This window comes from Lacinutrix salivirga (assembly GCF_053604675.1).
Genome location: NZ_JBSHNP010000126.1, coordinates 1 through 16881 on the forward strand (window position 1 = coordinate 1; position 16881 = coordinate 16881).

General features: G+C 32.3%; 18 protein-coding genes. 1 reads left to right on the forward strand and 17 read right to left on the reverse strand.

All coding sequences use genetic code 11. From position 1 onward, the window contains the following. Positions 1-248: 248 nt before the first annotated feature. A complete protein-coding gene (locus ACVC5O_RS11045; RefSeq protein ID WP_452221538.1) occupies positions 249-758 on the forward strand; it encodes an acyl-CoA thioesterase in 510 nt (169 codons plus the stop codon). A 14-nt stretch (positions 759-772) separates the two neighbouring features. Here ACVC5O_RS11045 and ACVC5O_RS11050 read toward each other — a convergent pair whose 3' ends face one another. From ACVC5O_RS11050 to porW, 17 genes are all read right to left on the reverse strand, one after another. Next, positions 773-2002, reverse strand: coding sequence for a murein hydrolase activator EnvC family protein (locus ACVC5O_RS11050; RefSeq protein ID WP_452221539.1), 1230 nt, complete (start codon positions 2000-2002; stop codon positions 773-775). Next, complete coding sequence (locus ACVC5O_RS11055; protein ID WP_452221540.1) at positions 2002-2778, reverse strand: DUF4292 domain-containing protein; 777 nt, start codon at positions 2776-2778, stop codon at positions 2002-2004. Before ACVC5O_RS11055 ends, ACVC5O_RS11050 begins: the two co-directional genes overlap by 1 nt. A gap of 1 nt (position 2779) precedes the next feature. Beyond that, a complete protein-coding gene (locus ACVC5O_RS11060; RefSeq protein ID WP_452221541.1) occupies positions 2780-4147 on the reverse strand; it encodes a tetratricopeptide repeat protein in 1368 nt (455 codons plus the stop codon). A gap of 54 nt (positions 4148-4201) precedes the next feature. Further along, complete coding sequence (locus ACVC5O_RS11065; protein WP_452221542.1) at positions 4202-5221, reverse strand: sugar phosphate nucleotidyltransferase; 1020 nt, start codon at positions 5219-5221, stop codon at positions 4202-4204. Between the two features lie 123 nt (positions 5222-5344). Then, positions 5345-5779, reverse strand: a complete 435-nt coding sequence (dut, locus tag ACVC5O_RS11070) for a dUTP diphosphatase (protein WP_452221543.1) — start codon at positions 5777-5779, stop codon at positions 5345-5347. Positions 5780-5827: 48 nt separating this feature from the next. Then, a complete protein-coding gene (locus tag ACVC5O_RS11075) occupies positions 5828-7288 on the reverse strand; it encodes an oligosaccharide flippase family protein (RefSeq protein ID WP_452221544.1) in 1461 nt (486 codons plus the stop codon). 56 nt (positions 7289-7344) lie between these two features. Beyond that, complete coding sequence (locus ACVC5O_RS11080; RefSeq protein ID WP_452221545.1) at positions 7345-7818, reverse strand: hypothetical protein; 474 nt, start codon at positions 7816-7818, stop codon at positions 7345-7347. Between the two features lie 216 nt (positions 7819-8034). Continuing rightward, positions 8035-8895: an ATP synthase F1 subunit gamma gene (atpG, locus tag ACVC5O_RS11085; RefSeq protein ID WP_452221546.1), complete on the reverse strand. Its 861-nt coding sequence runs from the start codon at positions 8893-8895 to the stop codon at positions 8035-8037. Positions 8896-8994: 99 nt separating this feature from the next. Beyond that, positions 8995-10575, reverse strand: coding sequence for a F0F1 ATP synthase subunit alpha (gene atpA, locus ACVC5O_RS11090; RefSeq protein WP_452221547.1), 1581 nt, complete (start codon positions 10573-10575; stop codon positions 8995-8997). A 61-nt stretch (positions 10576-10636) separates the two neighbouring features. Beyond that, on the reverse strand, positions 10637-11176 hold the full coding sequence (atpH, locus tag ACVC5O_RS11095; RefSeq protein ID WP_452221548.1) for an ATP synthase F1 subunit delta: 540 nt from the start codon (positions 11174-11176) through the stop codon (positions 10637-10639). Between the two features lie 50 nt (positions 11177-11226). Further along, entirely contained in the window at positions 11227-11727 is a 501-nt protein-coding gene (locus tag ACVC5O_RS11100) for a F0F1 ATP synthase subunit B (protein WP_452221549.1), read from the reverse strand. A 96-nt stretch (positions 11728-11823) separates the two neighbouring features. Beyond that, a complete protein-coding gene (gene atpE / locus ACVC5O_RS11105) occupies positions 11824-12012 on the reverse strand; it encodes an ATP synthase F0 subunit C (protein WP_004569351.1) in 189 nt (62 codons plus the stop codon). Positions 12013-12054: 42 nt separating this feature from the next. Beyond that, positions 12055-13173 carry a F0F1 ATP synthase subunit A gene (atpB, locus tag ACVC5O_RS11110; RefSeq protein WP_452221550.1) on the reverse strand — a complete coding sequence of 373 codons (1119 nt, stop codon included), beginning with the start codon at positions 13171-13173 and terminating at the stop codon, positions 12055-12057. 111 nt (positions 13174-13284) lie between these two features. After that, positions 13285-13662 (reverse strand): DUF6168 family protein, encoded by a 378-nt coding sequence (locus ACVC5O_RS11115; protein ID WP_452221551.1) that lies wholly within the window; start codon positions 13660-13662, stop codon positions 13285-13287. Beyond that, complete coding sequence (locus ACVC5O_RS11120) at positions 13659-13883, reverse strand: AtpZ/AtpI family protein (protein WP_452221552.1); 225 nt, start codon at positions 13881-13883, stop codon at positions 13659-13661. Before ACVC5O_RS11120 ends, ACVC5O_RS11115 begins: the two co-directional genes overlap by 4 nt. Then, positions 13855-14259 carry a bactofilin family protein gene (locus ACVC5O_RS11125; protein WP_452221553.1) on the reverse strand — a complete coding sequence of 135 codons (405 nt, stop codon included), beginning with the start codon at positions 14257-14259 and terminating at the stop codon, positions 13855-13857. Before ACVC5O_RS11125 ends, ACVC5O_RS11120 begins: the two co-directional genes overlap by 29 nt. 17 nt (positions 14260-14276) lie before the next feature. Further along, positions 14277-16865 carry a type IX secretion system periplasmic lipoprotein PorW/SprE gene (gene porW / locus ACVC5O_RS11130; RefSeq protein ID WP_452221554.1) on the reverse strand — a complete coding sequence of 863 codons (2589 nt, stop codon included), beginning with the start codon at positions 16863-16865 and terminating at the stop codon, positions 14277-14279. Positions 16866-16881 lie beyond the last annotated feature (16 nt).

Here is a 16881-nt window from a genome sequence, read left to right on the forward strand (position 1 = left end):
GAAGAATCTCATTAATATTAATTTTTAATATTCTTCGCTGCGCTCTGAATGACAAAACTTACCATAAATAGCGTTATATGTTACAATGTCATTCAGAAGGAAGTATGACTGAAGAATCTCATTAACATAATTTTTTTAGATTCTTCGCTGTGCTCTGAATGACAAAGCCTTAATTTATTATAAAAAACAAGCTTTAAAATCTTATTTCGTTTTACCTTTGCACCACATTTTAAAGAACTATAAAATTAATGGAAGCAAAGACACCTAAAGACTCACGTACAATTATGACAGATATGGTTTTACCTGGTGAAACCAATCCTATAAATAATCTTTTTGGTGGCGAATTATTAGCCAGAATGGATCGTGCTGCAGGTATTAGTGCACGACGTCACTCTCGTAGAATTGTGGTTACAGCCTCTGTTAATCATGTAGCTTTTAATCGTGCCATTCCATTAGGTAGTGTTGTCACTGTAGATGCTAAAGTTTCACGTGCTTTTAAAAGCTCTATGGAGATTTATATTGATGTTTGGATAGAAGATAGAGAATCTGGTATAAAAGACAAAGCAAACGAAGCTATTTACACCTTTGTGGCTGTAGATGAAACAGGACGCCCTGTTCCTGTACCAGAATTAAAACCTGAAACAAAATTAGAAATTGAACGTTTTGATGGAGCTCTACGTAGAAAACAATTAAGCTTAGTACTTGCAGGAAAGTTAAAACCTAATGATGCAACGGAGTTAAAGGCATTGTTTGAGTAGTAAAAAACTATTTATCACATTTTATAAACCCATTCTGCTGGATTTTGTGTTTTAGAGTCTTTCCACACTTGGAAACTTAACTCTGTTTCTCCTGTAGTTCTATTAGTAAATACTTCGCCTATTTCTTGCCTAGTTGTAATTTTATCTCCTGTTTTTACAATAACTTTAGAGAGGTTTTTATACACCGAAATATAATTACCATGTTTAATCATTACTGCCAAGTTTCCTCTTTTTATTTGTTGTACACGTATTACTTCACCTTTAAAAACAGCTCTAACTTTGGCATTGGCTTCAGTTGAAATTCTAACACCATTGCTTTTTATAGTAACCGTTTTTACAACAGGATGTGGTTGATTACCATAACGCAGTTTAACAACTCCTTTTTCTACAGGCCAAATTAATTTTCCTTTATTAGACGCAAAATCTGCAGCCAAAAGTTTAGCTTCTGGGGTTAATGCAAAACCAGACGATTTTGTGTTTTTTATACCAGCTTTCTTATTAGATTTAGCAATGGCATCGCGAATAATTTTTTCTATTTGTTGGTCAATTTTATTGGCTTCGCGTTGTTTTTGCTTTATCTCTTTAGTGTATTTACTAAGGTTTTTATTTATAGAAGCCATTACAGTTTCGTGCTGTTTTAAATCGGTTTCTAATGTTTTTTGCGTGGCTCTATTGTCTTCAATTAGTTTTTGCTTTTCGCTTTTTTGTACCAGTAAACTCTTATTTATCTCTTGTAGTTCCTGTGTTTTTTTCTTTATAGATTCGCCTTGCTGCTTTTGGTAATCTGCATATTGATTAATATACTTTGCGCGCTTAAAGGCTTGTTTAAAGTCGCTAGACGAAAGTAAAAACATCACTTTGCTTTGCTTACTCTTACTTTTGTAAGCTTTATTAATCATGTCTGCGTAGTTTTTTCGCAACAGCTCCAACTCTTCTCGTAAATCACTAATTTTATTTTGGTTAGTGTTTATCTCTCGAGTTAATAAATTGGCTTGTTGGTTAGTTACTTTTATTAAGTTTCTACGCACATTTACTTTCTGATTAATCTCTTCGATTATAGAGGTTTGCGATTTTTTTTGAGATTTGTTTTCGCTTAAAAGGCTATTAATTTTTTGTATTTGCGCTCTTAATTCCTGTCGTCTTTGCTCTAATTCTTTTTGTTTATTAGATTGTGACCACACCGAAACACTACTTAATAAAAAAGCAACTATAAAAATAAGTTTATGAACAGGTTTTAGCTTCATTATTTTAATTCTATTTCGTCGTAGCCAGAAGGTATGGTAAAAGGAAAACGTAACGATTTGTTAAGTTCTACATTTTTTAATTCTAACTCTATAGTGGTTTGGTCTAAGTTTTCGATTGCAATAATTTTTGTTTCCTGCGGAAGAATTTGCGTGCCTACCGTTTGATAGTTTAGGTAATCAATTTGTAAAAAACGAGACTCGCTTCGCTGTTCTATTTGTTGCGAATCCATTTTAAAGTGTGAAGGATTCATTAAAAAGAAAATTTCGAATAACTGATTTTGTTGTTTAGGCTGTAATAAATAAGAGTTTTCGTGTGTAGAAAGTTTGTAGTCTTTATCGTTTAACTCGTATAATGCTTCGCCTAAAAGCATATTTTGTACTTTCTCAAAATCTAAATCTGTACCTAATAAATCACTTAAATAAGAAAAATCTCCATCAAAATAAGTGTTGTCTAATTTATTATAAAAAGCAACGCGATTTGGAGTTATTAATGCTTTAACAATGCCAAGTTTACTCATCCAAATGGCTTTGTCTTTTTCCATTCGCATACTTACTGTATAGCTTTGCGAATTGTCTTTTTGAGTTACTGCGATTTTTAATCTGGCTGCTAACGTTTTAAATTTTGCATTGTTTTTAGTACTGTTTTTAAGTAGTTGTTTAGTAGATAAATTACTGTTTAACTCACCATTAGAAACTACACTTTTTGTTCCTTTACAGCCAAAAGCTAAAAGTAAAATAAGTAAAACGGCATATTTGGAGTACTTAGGTAAAGTCATATTAGTTAGTAGATTCTAATTGTTTCGCTTTATCAGTAAACGTCTTTGCTTTGGTAAAATTGTTTTGTAGCGTATATGCTTGACTTAATTGCTTATAAAAATCGATTTCCATTTTAGGATCGTCAATCACATAATCCAAGCCTGTTTCTAAACTTTCTATAGCTTTTTTTGGCTTATTAAGCTTATTATTAGCTACTCCATTTACTAAATACAAAACAGGTTGCGAAGGGTAATTTTCTAAACCTTTGCTGCTTTTTTGAGAAGCGATATCATATTTTTCGAGATCAATATACAAGAGCAATATGTTTCTTAAAATCCCAAAGTTATCTGGTTCTTTTTTATGTGCTTCTTCGTAAAAACTTAGTGCTTTTGCTTTTTCACCTTTTACTAAGTAGTATTGAGCAACTTCGACTAGCGTTTTTGCATTATCTTCTTTACTAGTAATTGAGGAAGTAACTTCAACTAAATCTTTTTCGTATTGCGGATTGTTACCAACAAATTTTACAAAATCGGATAATACTTTAAGCTTTGCTTCTGGATTAATTTTAGTACTATTTAGTGCTATTTTCATAGAACTAATGGCTTTTTCTGGTTGGCTATCGTCTAAATAAAACTTGTATAATGCTAAATGTACCAGTTCTGATTCTGGATTAACTTCAAGCAATTTTTTAGCGGTTTCAAATGCTTTATTGGTGTCGTCGTTTTTACTATATCTGTATATTAATGCTAAATAGTTTTCTTCTGTGTCTGGATTATTTTCTACACGCTCTTCGAGATTTTTTATTTGTGCTTTTTTACGTCCTGTTGCAGCATACGCTTGATTTCTTAAATAATCTCTTTGTTTAGACACTCCTAATTCTTCATCTAGTTCGTCTAAAATTTTTAAAGCATCGTTATACTTTTTTGTTTGCACATAAATGGCTGCTAAATCTTCTTTATAATCCGGATGGTATTTTACTAATTGCTTAACTGTTTTTATGGCTTTGTCAAATTCTTTTTGCTTAACATAAACATCGTATAACTCGTCTAAAAACCATTCGTTATCTGGTATTTTGGAGATGGCTTTTTTTAAAGCATCTTCTGCAGCTCCATAGTTTTTAAGTGCATTGTAATTTTTACCTAATTCGAAATATATTGTTGCGTCCGAATCGTTTATTTTAAGGCATTTTTCGAGAGCATCAACTGCTTTTTGATAATTTTCTATTCCTTTTTGTTTTAATGCTTCGAAAAAAAACTCCTGATAATCACTAGAAACATTACCTAAATCATCGTCTGGTGTTTTATTAAAATCCACTTGAGCAACACTAACTATTGGAACAAGTAGTGTTGCTAACAGAAATATGGTAAATAGGTGTTTCGTTGTTTTCATTTTAAATGGTCTTCGCTACGCTCTAAATGATGGTTTTATTTTGTAATTCAAGAATTATTCCATTATAGAATAATCGCCAATACTTAGTTTTGTAAAATTACCATCAAACTTTACGTGATTACCAATCATAGCCTCGTCTAAATTAGCGTTTTTGATTGTAGTTTGGTTTTGTATTAAGCTATTTTTAACGGTTGAGTTTTCGATAATACAATCGCTTCCTATAGAAACATTGGGTCCAACAGTTGTATTTATTAGCTTTACGTTTGCACCAATACAACAAGGTTCAATAATTTTTGAATTTTCTAAAGTTACTGAATTTGCAATTAATTGCTCCTCTCCATCTGTTTGTAAAAAGCCTAACATTCTTGCATTAGTCTCTAAGGTTACCGCTTTGTTTCCGCAGTCCATCCATTCACTTACTTCACCTGTTTTAAATACTTTTCCTTTAGACATCATACCTTTAATACCATCATTTATTTGGTATTCTCCTCCATTTATAATGTTATTATCGAGTACAATTTGTAATTCGTCTTTTAAAACGCTAACGTCTTTAAAATAGTAAATTCCAATAACTGCTAAATCGCTAACAAATTGTTCTGGCTTTTCTACAAGTTCCACAATTTCTTGCTTATCATTTAGTTTTACCACACCATAAGCTTCTGGTTCGTCCACTTGTTTTACCCAAATTACAGCATCTGCATCTGGATCTAAATTAAAATCTGCACGAATAAGTGTATCTGCGTAAGCAATAACTGCTGGTCCAGAAAGTGACTCTTTTGCACACATAATAGCATGTCCTGTTCCTAAAGGTTGATCTTGTCTATAAATAGATGCTTTTGCTCCTAAACCTTCAGCTAAGGTTTTTAAGCTTGTTACAACCTCATCTCCAAACCAAGCTGGATCTCCTAAAACAAAGGCGATTTCGTCTATGGGTTGGTTTAAGACTTTTACAATATCTTTTACTAATCTGTGAACTATAGGTTGTCCTGCAACAGGAATTAATGGTTTAGGAACAGTTAAACTGTGTGGTCTTAAACGTGAACCACGTCCTGCCATTGGTACTATTATTTTCATCGAAAAATTTATTTTTCGTTTCCACAAAAGTGGAAATCTGTTGGTTAATTATTTTATTTTACATCGACTATTATTAGTCTTTATTTTTATGCCTACAAGGTTTTAAAAACCTTGCAGGACTTTCTAAGAAGTTCCTGTACTTCCAAAACCACCTTCTCCACGTGAGGTTTCGCTTAGTGTTTCTACTTCTTCCCATTCTGCACGTTCATGTTTTGCAATAACTAATTGTGCAATTCGTTCGCCATTTTCTACAATAAAATCCTCGTTAGATAAGTTAACAAGAATCACACCAATTTCTCCTCTGTAATCAGCATCTACTGTTCCTGGTGCATTAAGCACAGTTATTCCTTTTTTAGCAGCTAAACCGCTTCTTGGTCTTACTTGCGCTTCTGTTCCAATTGGTAATTCTATAAATAGTCCGGTTTTAACTATGGTTCGCTCTAATGGTTTTAATGTAATTGCCTCTTTTATATTGGCTCTTAAATCTACTCCTGCAGAAGCTATAGTTTCGTAATGCGGTAATGCGTGATTAGAATTGTTTATTATTTTTATTTTCATGTTTACTTTGTTTAATCTGAGATTCTTCGCTTTGCTCTGAATGACAAATCAATTGCTTTTTAGTAATTGTTTTATTTCCTTTTTTTCAAGCTGAAATACTATGGCTAAAAATACAATTAATGCACCAATTCCAATAACATAATTACCTCTAAAATTATAGAAATATACCATTGAAAATAGTGTTGAAAGTCCTAAATACAAGATAATATTTTTTAGGTTATATGGAATAGGATAATATTTTCTGCCGAAGAAAAAGGATAGTAACATCATAACTGCATAAGCTGAAAGTGTTGCGATTGCAGAGCCTTTAAAACCTATTAAAGGAATTAACATATAATTTAATAGTAGCGTAATTAGTGCTCCAAAAATTGAAATATAGGCACCAAATTTTGTGCGATCTGTAATTTTATACCAAACAGAAAGGTTGTGGTAAATCCCTAAACAAAAGTTGGCTAAGAGAATAAATGGTACAATCCACATGGCTTCGTAATAGGCTTCGCTTCTAATAATATAAGGTTTTAAAACATCTGCAAAAACCACTACAGTTATAAATATTATTGAACCGAATGCCACAAAAAACTCTAAAATTTTAGCATAATTTTTTTGAGGGTTTTTTGCTTTAGAATGACTAAAAAAGTAAGGTTCAATGCCTAAACGGAAGGCGGTTGCAAACAAGGTCATAAACAATGCGAGTTTGTAACAGGCTGAGTACATTCCTATTTGCTCGTCTGCGATATTAGCTGGTAATAATTTTTCTAATAAAATACGATCGAAAGTCTCGTTTATAGAATAAGCAATTCCTGCAAGAAGTACAGGCATCGCGTAACGCATCATTTTTTTCCATAAAACAGCATCGAATTTGAATTTAATTTGAGTGTAAAATGGTAGTAATAACAATAACGTAATTCCGCTTGCGATTACATTAGAAATAAAAATATAACTGATTTCAAAATCGGGTTTATAGATACTGTTAAAAAACGAATTGCCTTCTGCTAAATTCTTTAAATACAATAACAGAAACACATTTAATCCCAAGTTAATGGCTACGTTTAGTATTTTAATAATAGCATAACGCATTGGTTTTGCTATGGCTCTTAACCATGCAAATGGGATAATTACTAAAGCGTCAAACAACAGTATTATAAATACTAAATTAAGATACTTGAGCTCGATATTTATTAATGAAGAAATTTGATGTCTAAATAAAAACGCCACGCCTAATAAGGCAAAAGAGCTAATTATTAACGAAATTGCAGACGTGCTTGTTACTTTTTGTTGGTCTTCTTCTTTATTAAAAAATCTAAAAAAAGCTGTTTCCATTCCGTAAGCTAATACCACGTTAAATAGTACAAAATAGGCGAATATGAAAGATACACGACCATATTCTGCTGTAGATAATACTTCAGGATCTGTATAGAGAGGCACTAAAATAAAACTCAACATTCTTGGTAGCACAGTTGCTAAACCATAAATAAATGTTTGCTTAAAGAGGGATTTTATTGCACTCAAAAAAAAGGGTTTTAATTGCTAAAAGTACGTTAATAATCAACGATTTGCAACGGTATTTATTTTAAAGCATAAGGATGGCCTTTTTCGTAATATACACCTTCGTTTTCTGCTATGTTGGATACTTTTAAGTACTTTTTCTCACCTTGCTCAATATAACTAATCACACATTCGTTGTTAGTGAGTTTAAATGGGAATTTAGATTTCTTATTTGCAATTTCTGCGAGTTCGTGTGCAGTTTTATGTTTAAGTATGGCTGTGTATTTTGCTCTTCCTTTTTCTAGTTTCCCCTTTAGATTTCTAAAAAACACACTATCTATTTCAATGGAGTTGGTGTTATTTAAGTTTGGGAAATACATATTAATACCTGTTCCACCTACTTTTACACCAGCAAACCATTCTTGAAAATACACGCGTTTAGTGTTTAAAGGAGTTTGATCTTGTAACTTATATTTAGAGCCACAGCTTTGAAGTGTTGATACAGTAATACTACCAATTAGTAGATAGAAGACTATTTTATTTAATAGTTTCATAGGAATGTAGGTTAAGATTTGGAAGACAAATATAGGTATAAATCCGATTAAAAACAAAAAACCTCGCTGAAAAGCAAGGTTTTGGTTTTTATGTTGTACTGAAATATTCAGTAGTATTGGATAAAGTTTTAGTTGTTTAACGCTTCCGCTGAATTAAACATTTGACTAACGTCTAATTGTTTAACGCTTCCGCTAAATTAAACATTTGACTAACGTCTAATTGTTTAACGCTTCCGCTCCACCAACAATTTCAAGAATTTCATTAGTAATTGCTGCTTGACGTGCTTTGTTATAAGTCAGTTTTAATTGATCTCTTAGTTCTGTAGCGTTATCGGTTGCTTTGTGCATAGCAGTCATACGTGCGCCATGTTCACTAGCAAAACTATCTCTAATCCCTTTGTATAATTGAGTTTTTAAAGATTTAGGAATTAAGTATTCTACGATTTCTAGTTTAGAAGGTTCAAATATATAATCTGAATTATTATCTGCTTCACCTTCAATAGGAACAATTGGTAAAAATTGTTCTGTCATTATAATTTGAGTGGCAGCATTTTTAAATTTATTGTAAACGATTTCAATTTTATCAAAATCACCAGCAACAAACTTCTCCATTAATAGTTCTGCAATATTTGCAACATTATCAAAAGTTAAATCGTCAAATATTTCGCTTTTATTAGCAATTACAATTCCTTTTTTAGAAAACGCATCGTTAACTTTTTTACCAATAGCTAAAACAGATACTTTTTTACCAGCGTGAACATTAGAAATTAAGTTTTGTGTTTGCTTAATAATATTAGAGTTAAAAGCACCTGCTAAACCTCTATTAGAACTAACTGCAACAATTAAAACGTTGTTAACTTCTCGTTGTGTAGAGAATTTACTTCCGGAATCTGCATCTAATGTTGCGCTTAAACTTTGTAAAAGTTCCGTTAACTTATCTGAGTAAGGACGCATTGCTGTAATAGCATCTTGAGCTTTCTTTAATTTTGCAGCAGATACCATTTTCATGGCACTTGTAATCTGCATCGTTGAAGATACTGATGATATTCTATTACGTATTTCTTTTAAATTTGCCATTTTTTCCTCTCCTAACCTCTCCAAGGGAGAGGGATTGATTAGTGTAATATAAAATTCCCGTTCCAATTACTCCTTCCCTTTGGGAAGGTTGGGATGGGATTAAGCTCTATACTTAGCTGAAAGGTCTTTACATACAGTTATTAATGTATCTGTAGCCTCTTCAGTTAATTTCCCTGCTTTTAAAGTATCTAATACATCTCTATGTTTTGCATTTAAAAACTCTAAATAGTTGCGTTCAAATTCTTTTACTTTCTCTACAGGAACGTCTTTTAATAAGTTTTTAGATCCAGCGTAAATAATTGCTACTTGATCTTCTACTTTAAACGGGTCGTTTTGTGCTTGTTTTAAGATTTCAACGTTACGTTTACCTTTATTAATTACGTTTAAAGTTACAGCATCTAAATCTGATCCAAACTTAGCAAACGCTTCTAATTCGCGATACTGAGCTTGATCTAATTTTAATGTACCAGATACTTTTTTCATAGACTTAATCTGTGCGTTACCACCAACACGAGATACTGAAATACCTACGTTAATTGCTGGACGAACACCAGAGTTAAATAAATCTCCATCTAAGAAGATTTGTCCATCTGTAATAGAAATTACGTTTGTTGGAATATATGCCGAAACGTCACCTGCTTGAGTTTCAATTATTGGCAATGCTGTTAAAGAGCCTCCACCTTTTACAATTGGTTTTAACGACTCTGGTAAATCATTCATTTCTTTAGCAATAGAATCATCATTAATGATTTTTGCAGAACGCTCTAATAATCTTGAGTGTAAGTAAAATACATCTCCAGGGTATGCCTCACGTCCTGGTGGACGACGTAATAATAAAGAAACCTCACGATAAGCAACGGCTTGTTTTGATAAATCATCAAAAACAATTAATGCTGGACGACCAGTATCTCTAAAATATTCTCCAATAGATGCTCCTGTCATTGGTGCATAAACTTGCATTGCAGCAGGATCTGATGCATTTGCAGCTACTATTGTTGTGTAGGCTAAAGCGCCTTTTTCTTCTAGCGTTTTAGCAATAAGTGCTACTGTTGAAGCTTTTTGACCAACAGCAACATATATACAAAATACAGGCTCACCTGCATCATAAAATTCTTTTTGATTTAAGATCGCATCAATACAAACAGCAGTTTTACCTGTTTGTCTGTCTCCAATAACTAATTCACGTTGTCCTCTACCTACTGGAATCATGGCATCAATTGCTTTAATTCCTGTTTGTAATGGCTCTGTTACTGGCTCTCTGTAAATAACACCAGGTGCTTTACGCTCTAAAGGCATCTCGTAAGTTTCACCAGTTATAGGACCTTTTCCATCTATAGGATTACCAAGAGTATCTACAACACGACCAACAATACCTTCACCTACATTAATAGATGCAATACGCTCTGTACGTTTTACTGTAGATCCTTCTCTAACTCCTACTGAAGTTCCTAAAAGTACGATACCTACGTTGTCTTCCTCTAGGTTTAGTACAATACCTTCTGCACCTCCTTCGAATTCTACTAATTCTCCATATTGAGCGTTAGCTAATCCGTAAGCACGTACGATACCATCACCTACAGTTAATACTGTTCCAACTTCATCTAAAGAAGCGCTAGCTTCAAATCCTGAAAGTTGTTGTTTTAAGATTGCTGATATTTCAGCTGGTTTTACTTCTGCCATCTTTATTTAGTATTTAGCTTTTAGTTGTTAGCCTTTAGCAGGTGCTAACCTAAAAACCTTATTAATTTATTGTAAATTCTTTTTTCAATTTATTTAATTGATTTGAGATACTAGCATTGTATTGCGTGTCTCCAACACGTAGGATGAAACCACCTAAAATGCTTTCGTCCACAATATTGTTAATCTCTATTTTTTGAGCACTTGTAAGTTCTTTAACTTTAGCAAGTACTTTGTTTTTTAAATCGTTTGTTAAAGGCACAGCTGTTGTAACGTTTGCTACTTCTATATTTTGTGACTTCTCATATAATTCGACATATTTAGAAGCAACATCACCTAAAATATTTATACGCTTATTTTGCACTAACACATCTAATAAGCCAGCAAACATTGGGTTTGCGTTAGGGAATACTTTTAATAAAGCTTCTTTTTTATCGCTAGCAGTTATTACTGCATTTTGAAGCATATTGCTTAAATCTTGGCTTTCGTTTACAGCATTGGCGATTTGTAACATGTCCTCATTAACTGCTGGAGCAGTTTTTTGAGTACTTGCCAAATCTAAAACCGCTTTTGCGTAACGTATTGCTGCTCTAGTTCCTGCCATATCCTATTTGCTAAATCCTTTTCAAAGAAAAAGACTGTTTAAATTTATTATTAATTTAATGTTGCTTCACCTAACATTGACTCTACTAATTTTAGTTGTTTGTCTTTGTTAGATAATTCTTCTTTAACTACTTTTTCTGCAATTTCTATAGATAATCCTGCAACGTGGCTTTTTAATTCTGCCATTGCTGCTTTCTTTTCGCTTTCTATAGCTGCTTGTGCTTGAGAGATCATGCTATCTGCTTGTGCTTGTGCTTCTGTTTTAGCCTCATCAATCATAGCATTTTTCATCTCACGTGCTTCTTTAAGCATTGCTTCGCGCTCTGCACGTGCTTCTTTTAAAAGATTTGCATTATCTGCTTGAAGGTTTTGCATCTCTAACTTTGCTTTTTCTGCAGAGTCTAATGCATTTTGAATACCTTCTTCTCTATCTTGTAAAGCGTTTAAAATAGGCTTCCAAGCAAATTTTTTCATTAATAAAATTAATATTAATAAAATAAAGGCTTGCATAAAAAATAAGCCAACTGAAAAATCATTTAATAAAGCTTCCATAGTGTATAGATTACTTAAGTTCTTTTTTTGTTTAATTTAAAACAGTTTCTGCAACCAACCGTTGCAGAAACTTGTTTTTTTGTTTTTAGGAAATTCTTATTTCCCTAAGATTAATGCTCCAAAGGCTAAACCTTCTAATAAGGCTCCAATAATGATCATTGCAGTTTGAATTTTTCCTGCTGCTTCTGGTTGACGAGCAATACCTTCCATTGCTTTTCCTCCAATTTGACCTAATCCGATTCCTCCTCCGATTACGATTAATCCTGCTCCAATTAAATTGTACATAGTAATTTGGTTTTTATAAATATTAATTAAACAAATTCTTTTTTAATGATGTTCGTGTTCTTCCACAGCCATCCCAATAAATAATGCTGATAACATTGTAAAAATAAACGCTTGTAAAAACGCTACTAATATTTCTATTACCATAATAAATAATGATAACACTAGTGACATTCCTGTAGAAACTACAGGTCCAAATGACGCTTTTAAAGTTATCATTAATGCAATTAAGCTCATTACCACAAAGTGTCCTGCAGTAATATTTGCAAACAAACGTACTAATAATGAGAATGGCTTAATAACAATAAACCCAATTAGCTCTATTACAGCTAATATTGGTCTTAAAATATAAGGTACTCCTGGCATCCATAATGTGTGTGCCCAAAAATCTTTACTACCACTAAAGATGTAAATAATCATTGTAAAAATAGCTAAACAAGCTGTTACTGCTATTTGTCCTGTAACGTTAAACCCTAATGGAGTTAACCCTAACATGTTTAAAATCCATATAAAAAAGAATACAGATAGTAAGAAGCCCATGAAATTACGGTACTTTTTCTCTCCAATATTTGGTCTTGCAATTTCGTCTCTTACATAGATTACTAATGGTTCTAACACTCTAGAAAACCCTTTTGGTATGCTATTGCCTTTTTTATAACCTCTTGCTAAAGCGCCAAAACCTAACAACATAAGTAAACCTGTTAATAGCATTCCAAAAACCGACTTGGTAATTGAGAAGTCTAATACTTTACTTGCATTTGTTGCATGGTGTGCCTCATCGAAACTTACAGCTGTTGCACCAGGCTCTAACTCATATATTTTGCTGTGTAATTTTACAAGGTTAACTCCATCTTTTTCCACAATTACTTGTCCATTATCATCATGATGGAATGCTGAAGACATAAATGTTCTAAGTCCTTTACTTGTCCATACAATTACAGGTAGTGGAAATCCGTAATGCTTACCTGTTGCATTGTTTGTATAAAAATGAAAGTCGTGAGAGTCTTTTAAGTGATGAGAAATATACTCTTTAATTTCACTTGGAGTGTCTATAAGATCTCCCTTTTTATCCTGCTGCTGCCCATCTTTAGCATACCCAGAAAAAGAGGTTAATGCTAAAATGAATATTACTATAAACTTGATAGATTTTTTTGCTACCGCCATACTTTCTAAATAATGAAATTGTGCATTTCAAATTTTGTGCAAATGTAAGGAATAAATTAAAAATTCAAACCCTTTTTTTAACTTAGTTTTTTTACGCCAAAAAAAGGAAACTTAGTGCGGTTTTTTATTTAATAATTTAGAGACAAAAATAGCCTCTAAAATTAAGAAAATAAATAGTGGTATAATTAGAGACAGACGTTCCTCTTTACTAAGAACATCTATTGAGAATACAGAGTTTTTAAAGACTAAAACAAATACACCCATTTTAATAAATACAGTTGTTAAATAGGCATAGCCAGCTTGGTTTGGTAGATTTTTATATGTAATTGCAACTAGTGCATACACAATTAAAGCTGCTATACCATGGTAAGCATAAATAGCATTTAATGAAAACCTAAGGGGTTGTGTTATTAATATAGAGTTTAGAAAAGCTACAGAAATAGATAAAATTAAGCATAAAAAAAAGACAGTTATAAAATCTTTAATCATTTATTTTGGTGTTTTGTAAATTTAATAACTTGCATTATTACGCTATAAATTGCTATAAACACAGCTAATAAAGTTATTGTATTCTCTAAATAAGTTAAAGCATATTTTTTATCTAACCACAATCCTAAAGCATTACCTAAATATATAGTAAGTCCCATTTGTAAGGCAATTGCAGTAAACCTAATATAAGGATTAAGCTGTTTTTTTTGTTTTTGAGTCACCTTTTAAGTCTTTTACAGTACTTTTCATGGTACAATTTACATTAAAATTTGCTCCTGGTTCAACAGCTAATTTACTAAGTGTTACTTCGCCTTCTATGGTTGCAGAGGCTTTAAGAGTAAGTGTGCCAGAAAGCGTAAGTGTACCAGAGAATGCACCTTCAAAATACGCATCGTTTGCTTCTAATGTTCCTTTTATTTTTCCTTCTTTTCCAACAACAACTTTACCTGGAGTTTTAATATTACCATCCACTGTTCCATCTACTCTTAAATCGCCATCACTAATAAAATCGCCAGTTATGGTTGCTCCTTTTGCGATAATATTTTGGTTAGAGAAAGTATCTTGACTGTTGCGGTTTTTTTTATTATCGGAAAACATAATTATTAAATTTGCTATTAATTACTACTTAAATAAGCTTCTAAATTTTTGTGTATTTGTACTATTTGATAGTTCTCTGAAGAGATGGCGAATACTGGCTTGGTAAACTTATAACGGTCTTCGCTTTTTAACATATCTGAAAAGCCTTTGGCTCCACTTATACTTTTTAATCCATGCACAACTACAAACGTTTTATTGCCATCATACACATCTATAGAGGTACGCAATCTATAATATTCGATTTTTGCAGTTGCTTCTGCTAGTGTTTTATTAAAATTTTCTATTTCTGAAGCTGAAGCATTTTCGAATGTATAAACTGCTTTAAACTTACTAGAGTCTTCTTCTGGTACAAATGTCGAGTTTTCTAATTTTGGTAAAGCGTCCTTTACTATGTTTTGAGCTTTTAAGCCTTCCGGAGTATTTGCAAAATTTAAAGCGACATAATTAATGGCTTCCTTATAGTCTTTAAACCCTTTTAAGCGACCAATTGCTGTTGCTTTTAATAATTCAAATTTTGAAACAATAGCATCGCCATCAAATTGAGTGATTAGTTTGTTACTATTATCTATAACGGCTTGGTAGTTTTGAGCTTCAAATAACTTATAAGTGCTTTCGTATTTACTCTCTGGACTTTCATTATCTTTAGTAGCTGCTAATTCTGGATTGTTTAAAATAAGTGCATAACGCGACTCTGGATAGTGACTTGTAATATCGTTTTTAGCGATTTGTGCTTCTTGGTTTTGGCCTAACAATTCATATATTTTAAACAAGTTGTATTTACTTGGAAGGATTAATTTTTCTTCTGGATTGTTTTCCAAAAGTGCTGTAAATCTATCTTTTGCTAAGTTATACTCTTTAAATTTCTCTTTATATATTAATCCTAACTGGTAGTAGGCATAGTTTCGCTCTTTACCAATACTATCTATTGCTTTAGTTTCTGTTGGGATTTTAGCAATATAAAATTCTGGATCAAAACGCTCTTCGTCGCTTGCAGAGGCTAAAATAGCGTTAGTTGTATTGTTATTGTCTAAGGTTATTCCGTTTGTGGACCATCTCCAATTGTCTTTATTTTTTCGGTCTCCCCAAACTTTCTGAAATTCATTTTTCCCGTACGCTACAGTTGATGGGTTATAAAAATAAAATGTAGGTGTTGCTCCTGGAGGCATCCCTCTACCTGCTCCTGGACTAGAAAGTGATGCGCTACTATTTGCGTTTACATTAGTTTTACCATTTTTATTATCTATAGTAACTATGCCTTGATTTTTACGTTCTGCAGCTTCTTTAGCTAATTTTTCTTTTTCGGCTTGTTGTTTAAGTTTATCAATGTAATTATTAATAAATAAAAGTTGCTCTGCCTTTGGTAATGCTGCAAGTTTAAGTACACTATCGTTTGCTTTGGCTATGTCTTCGTAATAAATTACATCGTCTAAATTGTCGCGTTTACGCTTAATAATTCTAAAGGGTTTACTGTCTTTAACTAAGCTCAACATTGTACTGTCGTAATAAGCACCTGCTTGCTTATAAATAGCATTATCAAAATTAATATCTCCAAGAATTTCGTAGTTTCTGGCTACTAAAATTTTATCTGCAGAGTTTGTACGTAGCGATTTGTTATAATAAGCAACAGCAAGAGAATCCATATCGTTTTGTAGATAATACTCTGCTATTTGGTGATTAATTTTATCTAAATAAGGTCTGTTTTCTCTATTTTTTTCTAAATCTCTTAGCGCTTCAATAAATTCTAATTTATTTCCGTTTTCGTAATCAAAATTCTTAGCTTTTTCTATGTGTGCACTAATGAGATATATACGAGGTGTTTTTCGGTTTAAATCTATAACCTTATTAAAAGCAATATTCGCACTGTCTTTATCATTAATTTTATTGTATAACTGTCCTTGAATAAAGCGGTAACGTCCACGCTCGTCGTTATTTTTTGTGTGTTTTGCAGCAATATTTATTTGAGTTAACGCACTATCTATAGCTTCTGTATTTATGTAGGCTTGTGCTAGCATTGAAGTAGCATCTGCTAAATCCTGATCCTCTAATTCTTCTTGTTCTATTAAGCGTTTTAGATTTTTAATTGCCAGCTCGTTATTATCTAACCTCATATTGGTTTTTTCTCTCCAAATTTTGGCTTGATTTATCTTGTCGCTTTCAGGATAATTGTATAGAATATGGTTAAAGGCGTCTAAAGTTGGCACAAAACGTTGGTCAAAATACCTCGCTTTACCTAGTAATAAATACGCTTCGTCTATTTGCGGATTTTTCTCTCTACCATTAATTTCCATACTGTGTTTTTGTATGGCTTTTACAGCTTTTTCTTCGGCAGTAGTAAAATTGGCATTTTTAGATTGACCAGGTAATACAATTTCATCTTCAATTTGCATGCGTTCTATTGGTAAAACGTCCCAATAGTTGTCTTGATAAGAGTCGTTTAGGGTTTTTCTGCCTTGTTCTAAGGCATTATAACCATTAAATAAGGCATTATATTCCGCAGTTACAGCATGAAAATTTCGACTAATAAAATTGTCTTTTTTTCGCGAACAACTTGTTATTACTACTGTTGTTACTGCTATTAACGCTATTGTTTTTAAAGTTACTTTCAAAGGTCTGTTATTTAAT